General features: G+C 75.4%; 6 protein-coding genes. 3 read left to right on the top strand and 3 right to left on the bottom strand.

Annotated elements, in window-relative coordinates:
* Together FRZ03_RS03445 and FRZ03_RS03440 are read right to left on the bottom strand one after the other, a co-directional pair.
* Nucleotides 1-602 (bottom strand): DUF5682 family protein (locus FRZ03_RS03445; protein WP_222443333.1); only part of this gene is annotated, 602 nt, incomplete at its 3' end.
* Nucleotides 560-1705 (bottom strand): ATP-binding protein, encoded by a 1146-nt coding sequence (locus tag FRZ03_RS03440; RefSeq protein WP_146463649.1) that lies wholly within the window; start codon nucleotides 1703-1705, stop codon nucleotides 560-562. The genes FRZ03_RS03445 and FRZ03_RS03440, both read right to left, overlap by 43 nt.
* Nucleotides 1706-1846: 141 nt before the next feature.
* On the opposite strand from FRZ03_RS03440, the gene FRZ03_RS03435 reads away from it, so the two are divergent.
* Complete coding sequence (locus tag FRZ03_RS03435) at nucleotides 1847-3190, top strand: SWIM zinc finger family protein (protein ID WP_146463646.1); 1344 nt, start codon at nucleotides 1847-1849, stop codon at nucleotides 3188-3190.
* A 43-nt stretch (nucleotides 3191-3233) separates the two neighbouring features.
* Nucleotides 3234-5030, top strand: coding sequence for a DUF5691 domain-containing protein (locus FRZ03_RS03430; RefSeq protein WP_261398498.1), 1797 nt, complete (start codon nucleotides 3234-3236; stop codon nucleotides 5028-5030).
* Between the two features lie 26 nt (nucleotides 5031-5056).
* Here FRZ03_RS03430 and FRZ03_RS03425 read toward each other — a convergent pair whose 3' ends face one another.
* Nucleotides 5057-5479 carry a cobalamin B12-binding domain-containing protein gene (locus FRZ03_RS03425; protein ID WP_146463645.1) on the bottom strand — a complete coding sequence of 141 codons (423 nt, stop codon included), beginning with the start codon at nucleotides 5477-5479 and terminating at the stop codon, nucleotides 5057-5059.
* Nucleotides 5480-5701: 222 nt separating this feature from the next.
* On the opposite strand from FRZ03_RS03425, the gene FRZ03_RS03420 reads away from it, so the two are divergent.
* Nucleotides 5702-6556, top strand: a complete 855-nt coding sequence (locus FRZ03_RS03420; protein ID WP_146463644.1) for an esterase/lipase family protein — start codon at nucleotides 5702-5704, stop codon at nucleotides 6554-6556.
* The last annotated feature ends 201 nt before the right edge of the window (nucleotides 6557-6757 follow it).

Raw genomic sequence — 6757 nt, 5'->3', positions numbered from 1 at the left:
ACATCCTCCCACCAGCGCTCGGGATCGTCGTATCCGGCGGCCTCGGCGAGCACGGCGAGCGGGTCGACGCGCACCTGCTCCTCGTCACCGGTCTCGCCGCCTGGCTCGTCGCCGCGGTCGGCCTCCTCCGCCCGGTCGGCCTCCTCCGCCCGGCCGGCCTCCTCCGCCCGGCCGGCCTCCTCGTCCCTGTCCCGATCGGTCCGCTCGCCCCTGTCTCGACCGGTCTCCTCGTCCCACGCGAGGGTGTGGGCGGCCGGCAGGTCGATGAAGCGGGCCGGGACGCCGTGCTCCAGGGCCCAGCGGACGGCCACCCACTCGGGGCTGAACGCGGCGAACGGCCAGAACGCCGAGCGACCGGGCTCGTCCACGGCATGGGCGAGCAGGGCGACCGGCGGCCGCAGTCCGGGGTCGGCGGCCAGCGGGATCAGCGCGTCGGCCTCGGGCGGCCCCTCGATCAGGACGGTCGCGGGCCGGGCGGCGTCCAGGGCGGCGCGCACCGCGCGGGCGGAGCCCGGCCCGTGGTGCCGCACCCCGAGCAGCAGCGGCCCGCCCCGGCCGGTCACGCGCTCACCTCCCGGCACGCCCGGTAGAAGTCCGTCCAGCCCTCGCGCTCGCGCACGACCGTCTCCAGGTACTCCTGCCAGACGACCCGGTCGGCCGCCGGATCGCGGACGACGGCACCGAGGATGCCCGCCGCGACGTCGGCCGGGCGCAGCACGCCGTCGCCGAAGTGGGCGGCGAGCGCGAGGCCGCTGGTGACGACGGAGATCGCCTCGGCCGTGGACAGGGTGCCGCTGGGCGACTTCAGCTTCGTACGGCCGTCGTCGGTCATGCCGTCGCGCAGTTCGCGGAAGACGGTGACGACGCGCTGGATCTCCGCCATGCCGTCGGGCGCGGCCGGCAGGTCGAGGGAGCGGCCGAGCTGCTCGACCCGGCGCGTGACGATGTCGACCTCCGCCTCGGCACTCTCCGGCAGCGGCAGCACCACGGTGTTGAAGCGGCGGCGCAGCGCGCTGGAGAGGTCGTTGACGCCGCGGTCCCGGTCGTTGGCCGTGGCGATGAGGTTGAAGCCGCGGACCGCCTGGACCTCCTCGCCCAGCTCCGGGATGGGCAGGGTCTTCTCGGACAGGATCGTGATCAGCGTGTCCTGCACATCGGCCGGGATGCGGGTCAGCTCCTCGACCCGGGCGGTCATGCCCTCCGCCATGGCGCGCATCACGGGACTCGGCACCAGGGCGTCGCGGCTCGGGCCGTGGGCGAGCAGCCGCGCGTAGTTCCAGCCGTAGCGGATGGCCTCCTCGGGGGTGCCGGCGGTGCCCTGGACCAGCAGCGTCGAGTCACCGCTGACGGCGGCGGCCAGATGCTCCGAGACCCAGGTCTTGGCGGTGCCGGGCACGCCGAGCAGGAGCAGGGCGCGGTCGGTGGCGAGGGTGGTGACGGCGACCTCGACGATCCGGCGCGGGCCCACGTACTTCGGTGTGATCACGGTGCCGTCCGGCAGCGTGCCGCCGAGCAGGTACGTGGCCACCGCCCACGGCGACAGTCTCCAGCGGGCCGGGCGCGGCCGGTCGTCCTGCGCGGCGAGCGCGGCGAGTTCACCGGCGAAGGCTTGCTCCGCGTGCGGTCGCAGGGCGGTCGCGCCCTCGGCGGTCGCGCCCCCGCTCGGCTGCGGTGCGGCGGTCTTCGATTGCGCGGACGCAGGCATGGCTGACATGGCTGAGGCCCCCTCCAGCTCGGCCGGTTCGGATCTGCCACCAACCGTGCACCACACCACTGACAATCGCTCTGCCCAGCGCAAACGCGCCCGTCAGGCCGATTGTCAGTGGGGGGACCTACCGTCGTTCGCATGACTGAGCAGGGGGTGCGCTGGACCGCGGACCAGGTGCTGGCACTGGCGCCTGACGCCGCGTCACGCAAAGCGGGCGGCAAGCTCGGCACGGCGGGTCCGTGGTCCGAGGCGGGGAGCGGCAAGGAGGCGGTGTGGGGGCTGTGCAAGGGCAGCGGCAGCAGGCCCTACCAGACGGTGGTCGACCTCGGCGGACCGGCGTACAAGTGCAGTTGCCCGAGCCGTAAGTTCCCGTGCAAGCACGCGCTCGGGCTGCTCCTGCTGTGGGCGGGCGACGACGGCTCGGTGCCGGCCGGCGCCGAGCCGCCGGACTGGGCCGGGCAGTGGCTCGCGGGCAGACGCGGGCGTGCGGAGGAGAAGCGGGCGGAGGCCGGTGGGGGCGCCCCGGCAGCCGCCGATCCGGAGGCGGCACGGCGCCGGGCCGAGCGCCGGGCCGAACGGGTCACGGCGGGCGCGACCGAACTGGAGCGGCGCCTGGCCGATCTGCTGCGCGGCGGCCTCGCCTCGGCCGAACAGGCGGGATACGGCCTGTGGGAGGAGACGGCGGCCCGCATGGTCGACGCCCAGGCACCGGGACTGGCCGCCCGGGTGAGGGAGTTGGGCGCGATACCCGGCTCGGGCGCGGGCTGGCCGGTCCGGCTGCTGGAGGAGTGCGCGCTGCTGCACCTGCTCGACCAGGGCTGGCTGCGCCGCGACCGGCTGCCGGAGCCGCTGGCGGCCACGGTCCGCTCCCGGATCGGCCTGCCCGCCCCGGCGGACGGCCCGCCCGAACGCGACCGCTGGCTGGTCCTCGCCCAGTACGACTCGGCGGACGCGAAACTGACGACCCGCCGGATCTGGCTGTACGGCGCCGCGTCGGACCGCACCCGGCTGGTGCTGTCCTACGGCGCGGGCGGCCGGGCACCGGAGCTGTCCCTGCCGGTGGGTCTCGCCCTGGACGCCGAGTTGTCCGGGTACCCCGGCGCCGGTCGGTCCCGGGCCGCGCTGGGCGAGCGGTTCGCCGCGCCCGCGCCGGCCGGGTTCCGTCCGCCGGGCGTGACCACGGCCGAGGCGGTGGCGCGGTACGGCACGGCCCTGCGCGCGGACCCCTGGCTGGAGTCGGTCCCGGTGACGCTGGAGCGGGTCGTCCCGGTCCCGGACGGCGAACGGTGGCAACTGGCCGACGCGGAGCGGGACTCGGCCCTCCCGCTGACCCGCAGCGCCCGCTCCCGCCCCGGTCTGTGGCGCCTGCTCGCCCTGTCCGGCGGCGCCCCCGTCACGGTCTTCGGCGAGTGCGGCCACCTGGGCTTCACCCCGCTCACCGCCTGGCCGGAGGGCGCGCGGGAGGCGGTGGCCCTGTGCTGACCGCCCCGGCACGTCCGCACGCACGCGAAGGGAAGGCACCCCGATGAACGGCACCTCGACCGACGGGAACGGCGCGTCCCCCGCCGGCTTCTGGGAGGACCTGGTCACCACCGCCCTGCTCGGCACCGACCGGCGTCCGCCCGCGCACCTCGCACCCGGCCGCCCGGCCCCCGTCGCGCTGCTGGACGCCGCCGCCGAGGCCACCGTGCGGCGGCGGGCCGGACTGCGCCCCGCGCGGGCGGCGCGCCGGCCGGAGCGGGCGCCCGCGGACCCCCGCCCCGCGCTGCCCGTGGCGGCGGCCCGCAGGCTGGCCACGCTGCTGGCCGACCGGGCCGGCGGCGCGTCCGGCGGCGGTCGCCGGGGCAGTTCCCCGGACCTGACGGAACTGCTCCCGCAGTGGCTCGCGGCGGCCAACGCGCACGGGTACGCGGCCCCCGCGCAGACGCTCCCCGCGCTGCTGGACGCGGCCCGGGGCCGTACCGACCTGCGCCCGGCCGCGCTGGCGTTCGCGGGGCCCCGGGCCTTGTGGCTGGCCCGGTTCAACCCCGACTGGCGGTTCGCCCTGCGCTCGGCCCCCGGCGGTGCGGCGCTGCCGGAGCCCGGCGACGCGGAGGCGGTGCACCGGCTGTGGCAGGAGGGGCTGTTCGCCGAGCGGGTGGCCCTGCTGGGCGCGCTGCGCGCCCGTACCCCCGCGCTCGGCCGCGAACTGCTGGCCGGGACCTGGCCGGCGGAGCGGGCGGAGGACCGGCTGTTGTTCCTGGACGCGCTGCGCTCGGGCCTGTCCGCCGCGGACGAGCCCTTCCTGGAGAAGGCACTGGGCGACCGCAGCCGCAACGTCCGGGCCATGGCGGCGGAACTGCTGTCGGCGCTGCCGGACTCGGCGCTGGCCGCGCGCATGGCCGTACGGGCATCGGCATGCGTGTCCCTGGACCGTACGGGCGGCGCCCCGGTGATCACGGTGGAGGCGCCGCACGAGTGCGATTCCGGCATGGAGCGCGACGGGGTGGTGGCCACCCCGCCCGCGGGCCGCGGGGAACGGTCCTGGTGGCTGGGTCAGTTGGTGGAGGCGGCGCCGCTCGGCATCTGGGCGGACCGGTTCGGCGGGCGGACGGCGCCGCAGATCGTGGCGCTGCCCGTGGCGGACGACTGGCAGGGCGAGCTGCACGCGGCCTGGTGCCGGGCGGCGGTGCGGCAGCGGGACGCCGGATGGGCGCGGGCGCTGCTCGGTTCGCCGGCGGCCCCGGAGGCGGGCGGTCCGGGTGCGGTGTCCCTTGCGGAGCGCGCCAAGCTGCTGGCCACGCTGGAGCCGGCCGAACGGGCCGAGTGGGTCGCCGGGTTCATCGCGGCGCACGGGCTGTCGGAGGCGTTCCAGCTGCTCGGCGTGTGCGGTGTGCCATGGGCGGCGCCGCTGGGCCGGGCCGTGGTGGACGCCCTCAACATCGCGCGGGACGCCGGGAGTTACCCGTGGAGCTTCAGCGGGGTGATGGGGCTCGCGGAGCGCTGCCTGGACCCGGCGGAGGCCACCCGGTTGCAGGCGCTGCTCGCGGTGCCCGACGAGCGGGAGGACGCGGCGCCGGGCGCCGGGGGCTACTGGGCGGAGGCGTTCCAGCGGCTGGTCACCACGCTGCGGCTGCGGGCGGCGATGGCGGACGAGCTGACACCGGCGGGCACCGCCGGCGCGCCGGAACACCAGCCGCGGGCCACCGCCTCCGAGGCCGGGGAACACCAGCCACCGCCCGCCGGCGCCGACTCCGACCTTAACTCTGGCTCCGGCTCCAACTCTGGCTCCGGCTCCGGCTCCGGCTCCGGGGAACACCAGGCCCCGCGCCCGGCGTCATGACGGCCGTGCCGTCGCGCGCCCTCGGCTCAGCCCCCGGAGGCCGCCGGCTGGGCCACGTGCTCCCGCACCCACTCCACGATCGACGCGGTCGTCGCCCCCGGGGTGAAGATCTCCGCGACACCCTTCTCCTTCAGCGGCGCGATGTCCTCCTCCGGGATGATGCCGCCGCCGAAGACGAGGATGTCCTCGGCGTCGCGCTCCTTGAGCAGGTCGATCACCGCGGCGAACAGGGTGTTGTGCGCGCCGGACAAAATGGACAGCCCAATGGCGTCGGCGTCCTCCTGGAGGGCGGTGTCGACGATCTGCTCCGGCGTCTGATGGAGGCCGGTGTAGACGACCTCCATCCCGGCGTCGCGCAGGGCGCGCGCGATGACCTTGGCCCCTCGGTCGTGGCCGTCGAGGCCCGGCTTGGCGACCACCACACGGATCGGACCGCTTGCCACACCCATCACTGCCTCCATCACCCGGGCACGGAGGCGAGCGCCTCCGCCGTATCGACAAGTACCGCACGCCCGATGCGGTCCGCCACCCGTCGCGAAGTGAACGGGCGTTACCTCCAGCATCCCGCGACCGGCGGTTTTACGGGGCGCGACGACGGGGAACTCACAGAGTGGGACATGTAGGCACACGGGGTACAGAGCCGTCTCCCGTGTGCCGACGGGAGGTCGACCATGAAGGTCACCGGAGTAGTGCCGCTCTTCTTCCCGTACTGCCGCAGGCTGTGGCCCGGCAGGCTGACCGGGGTGTCCATGACGCTGCTGAAGGCGACCGCCCTGGACGCCGCGGTACTCGCCGGACACCTGTTGCTGTACCCGACCGGTCTGCTGCAAGAGCGCCCCGCCCCCATACCGCCGGTCGGCGGCGGAACCGCGCCGCTGCCCGTCCGGCCCGGACCGCCGGTCGTGCTGCTGCACGGTTTCATCGACAACCGCTCGGTGTTCGTGCTGCTGCGCCGCAGCCTGGCCCAGCACGGCGGACAGCGAGTGGAATCGCTCAACTACTCCCCACTGACCTGCGACATCCGCGCCGCTGCCGAACTGCTCGGCCGGCATGTGGAGGAGATATGCGAGCGCCTGGGCAGCGCCCGGGTGGACATCGTGGGGCACAGCCTCGGCGGCCTCATCGCGCGGTACTACGTGCAGTGTCTGGGCGGTGACCTGCGGGTGCGCACGCTGGTCACCCTCGGCACCCCGCACGCGGGCACCCGGGTGGCGCCCCTCCTGGCCGACGCCCATCCGATCGTGCGCCAGATGCGGCCGGGTTCGGCGGTCATCAAGGAACTGGGACGGCCCGCACCCGGTTGCCGCACCCGGTTCGTCAGCTTCTGGAGCGATCTGGACCCGCTGATGAACCCGCTGGAGACGGCCTGCCTGGAACACCCCGACCTCGACGCGCGGAACGTACGGGTGACCGGCATCGGCCATCTCGCCCTGCCGGTGCATCCCACCGTCGCGGCCGGGATACGCGAGGCGCTGGATTCCGCTCACGCGGGAAGCCGGTTCACCACCGGCCTGACCGTGGCGTGAGGCCCGCTCCGCACCGCCGCACAGTCGTCTGACATCGAACGTACATCGAACAGAAAGCCAACTTCACGCCGGGCGTCCCCCGAAACGGCGCCGATTGCCCGTTTCCGGCCGCCGCGAAACCGGCGGAAGATTGTCGCGCCCGCAGACCGCCGGGTACAGTCGCCGCACTGCTCTGGCAGCCCCTGTTGTCGAGGCGAAAGA

The sequence above is a fragment of the Streptomyces misionensis genome (assembly GCF_007896895.1).
GTDB classification, from domain to species: domain Bacteria; phylum Actinomycetota; class Actinomycetes; order Streptomycetales; family Streptomycetaceae; genus Streptomyces; species Streptomyces misionensis_A.
Note: the sequence above shows the minus strand (reverse complement) of the source record. Positions and strands in the feature narration are given on the sequence as shown.

What these genes read in the sequence shown, in the direction of transcription:
- FRZ03_RS03440 (WP_146463649.1), bottom strand. Translation starts at nt 1,705, where the DNA reads ATGCCTGCGTCCGCGCAATCGAAGACCGCCGCACCGCAGCCGAGCGGG.
- FRZ03_RS03435 (WP_146463646.1), top strand. Translation starts at nt 1,847, where the DNA reads ATGACTGAGCAGGGGGTGCGCTGGACCGCGGACCAGGTGCTGGCACTG.
- FRZ03_RS03430 (WP_261398498.1), top strand. Translation starts at nt 3,234, where the DNA reads ATGAACGGCACCTCGACCGACGGGAACGGCGCGTCCCCCGCCGGCTTC.
- FRZ03_RS03425 (WP_146463645.1), bottom strand. Translation starts at nt 5,479, where the DNA reads ATGGGTGTGGCAAGCGGTCCGATCCGTGTGGTGGTCGCCAAGCCGGGC.
- FRZ03_RS03420 (WP_146463644.1), top strand. Translation starts at nt 5,702, where the DNA reads ATGAAGGTCACCGGAGTAGTGCCGCTCTTCTTCCCGTACTGCCGCAGG.